Origin of the sequence: Streptomyces sp. NRRL F-4489 (genome assembly GCF_001509485.1) — a bacterium.
Lineage (GTDB): Bacteria > Actinomycetota > Actinomycetes > Streptomycetales > Streptomycetaceae > Streptomyces.
Genome location: NZ_LLZI01000144.1, coordinates 1 through 2,300 on the forward strand (window position 1 = coordinate 1; position 2,300 = coordinate 2,300).

Annotated in this window: 3 protein-coding genes; 1 reads left to right on the top strand and 2 read right to left on the bottom strand. The window is 71.3% G+C overall.

Annotation, left to right across the window (positions count from 1 at the left end):
* Window positions 1–207: 207 nt before the first annotated feature.
* A complete protein-coding gene (locus ADL22_RS35350; protein ID WP_159048657.1) occupies window positions 208–558 on the top strand; it encodes a hypothetical protein in 351 nt (116 codons plus the stop codon).
* A 65-nt stretch (window positions 559–623) separates the two neighbouring features.
* Here the strand turns inward: ADL22_RS35350 and ADL22_RS36660 are convergent, their stop codons facing one another.
* Both ADL22_RS36660 and ADL22_RS13355 read right to left on the bottom strand, forming a co-directional pair.
* Window positions 624–1,643: a winged helix-turn-helix transcriptional regulator gene (locus tag ADL22_RS36660; protein WP_079064095.1), complete on the bottom strand. Its 1,020-nt coding sequence runs from the start codon at window positions 1,641–1,643 to the stop codon at window positions 624–626.
* Window positions 1,644–1,843: 200 nt separating this feature from the next.
* Entirely contained in the window at window positions 1,844–2,254 is a 411-nt protein-coding gene (locus ADL22_RS13355) for a hypothetical protein (RefSeq protein WP_079064096.1), read from the bottom strand.
* Window positions 2,255–2,300 lie beyond the last annotated feature (46 nt).

The following is a 2,300-nucleotide window of genomic DNA, read 5'->3' on the forward strand; positions in this document are numbered from 1 at the left end:
CCCTCCGCCCCCACCACCAACCAAGCCCCCCACCTCTAGGAGCTGTCCGATAGCTCCCTCGGACTGGATCGCAGCGGGGCTTCGCAATCCCCCACTCTTGTGAGTGATTGCGCCACCTATCACCCCATCGGATGATTCATTCCACATCGCACGTACGTATCACCCGACATCCGGACGGCGGTGCATCAGGTTCCGAAAGGGGACTTCATGTCACGCCTTTCCCGTCAACTCGCCCGTGGTGGCGGTGCTTTCGGCTCACTCGGACTGGCGCTCGTACTGGCGACCGCCGCGTCGGCCGCACCCGTGAGGACCTGCACACTCCAGATCGACAGCACCTCCGGTGTCAGTTCCCGGCAGGTCACCGCTGGGCAGTGCGTCACCCCTTCCGTGCGCTTCGGCATCCGCGGCATCGCCCTGGGGAACGGCTCCGCTCAGGGCAGCCTGACCGTCTTCCGGTTCGCCAATTGCGCGGGCAGCGTCATCAGGCAGGGCCAGACCCCGATCTTCTTCACCCCGCCCGCCACCATCGGCTCGGTACGCATCGACTCGTGCCCCTGACGCGGGCGCCGTATCACCGCTCAGCTGATCCGCCGGGTGCGCGGGTGGCCGCCGGATGGACGGGGTTATCGAGATCTATAACGCCCACCTCCACTCCACCCCACCCCAGTTACCGCAACCGTCTCCCCGCTCTCGCCGCCATCCCCGTCCTGCGCCCCTGTCGCGCCACCGCCTCCGGCCCCGGCTCCCACGACATCCCCGCCCCCTGGGTCGAAGCGGTAGCCGGATCCCCACACCTCCGTCAGTACCGGCGGCGCGGACGGGTCCACCGCGAGCTTCGCCCGCAACCGGTTCACCCGGACCGCCACCGCAGCCAAATCCCCGAAGTCCCGCCCCCAAACCCGTCTCAGCAACTGCTCCCGTGAGAACACCCGCCCGGGATGCCGCATCAAAAACACCAACAGCTCGAACTCGCCGCGCTCCAGCGTCACTTCCCGCCCAGCACGCACCACGCGCCCGCTCCCGGGCTCGACGCTCAGGTCCCCGACCCGCAGCCCCCGCCCACCGCCACCGGCCGGCGCCCCGCCCGCGCCTTGCCGCAACGCCGCTCCCACCCGCGCCACAACATCCCGCTCACCACCACCCCCACGCTCTGGCCCACCCGCCAGCGGAATCACGGGAACCGCCCGGCCACCGCCGCCCCCATCACCGCCACCACCCCGCCCCAGCCGGTGCCGCAACCCCAACGCGTCGATGCCTGGCAAGGCGCCATCGAGCACAACGGCCTGCGGCCGGAATTCCGCGGCCCGTTCCAGCGCGGTGAACCCATCGGTGGCGTACGCGGCGGTGCACCCCTCACGTGCCAGCTGAGCGGTGACGGCCGCAGCGACCGCCGCATCCTCCGCGACGACCAGCACCCGGCCGCGGGCGCGCGCCAAGGGCCCGTGCGCCAAGGATCCGCGCGCCAGCGGCCCGTGCCGAGAACGCCCCGGCGCCGCTCGCCGCGGGCTCGGCGGGGGAGTGCTCACACCACCAGCGAACACCTCCGCACGCCCGCTCGCACGCCCGCCCCCGAGCCGAAACCCGCAGCCGCTCCCGCTCTCAGAGATCACCAGCGGCGCAGACCAGTCCACCCACTCAGCCATCCCCCAGCTCCCCGTCTCGTCGAAACCCCGACCGCACCGAGCAGTCGATGCGGTTGCCTTACTTCAGCAACGACCACCGACCGCGCGTTGTTCCCAAGACCTCACAGAGAGTGAACGACGAGTGGATGATGCGAGTGGGCGACGGGAGTGGGCGACAGGAGTGGGCGACGGGAAGGAGATGCGAGTGAACGACGCCCCCGTCAGCTCCCGTCCATCTGCTCCCGTACCCGGCGGGAGACCCGCAGCGTGTACAGCTCCAGCACCCCCGGCGGCTCCGCGATCCCCGGCCCACCCGCGCGTATCCACGCGGCGATATCGGCCAGCGCGTCATCGTCGTTGACCAGCCCCAGCCACACCGGCCGCCCGCCCGCGGCCCGGCCGGCCGCCGACGGCTGCACCACGACCACGTTCGCCTGATCGCAGACGTCCAGGCAGTCCGAGGCCCGGACCGGCGCCGCCCCGTCGAGCGCGGCCCGCAGCCGAGGTATCTGTCCACCGTGATCAACGCCCGGAATCTTCGCCGCGTTCCCGCAGCAGCAGCCACGGCAGACGGTGACCCGGCACTGTCGCGCGGAGGTTCCGGCCGCCCGCCCGGCCCGCTTTTCGATCATCCGGCCATGCTACGTGCCCCCACTCGAACCCCACCCCCCTGTCCAC

Excerpts from the sequence above, each read along its gene's own strand:
- ADL22_RS36660 (WP_079064095.1), bottom strand. The coding sequence starts at position 1,643 with ATGGCTGAGTGGGTGGACTGGTCTGCGCCGCTGGTGATCTCTGAGAGC.
- ADL22_RS35350 (WP_159048657.1), top strand. The coding sequence starts at position 208 with ATGTCACGCCTTTCCCGTCAACTCGCCCGTGGTGGCGGTGCTTTCGGC.
- ADL22_RS13355 (WP_079064096.1), bottom strand. The coding sequence starts at position 2,254 with ATGATCGAAAAGCGGGCCGGGCGGGCGGCCGGAACCTCCGCGCGACAG.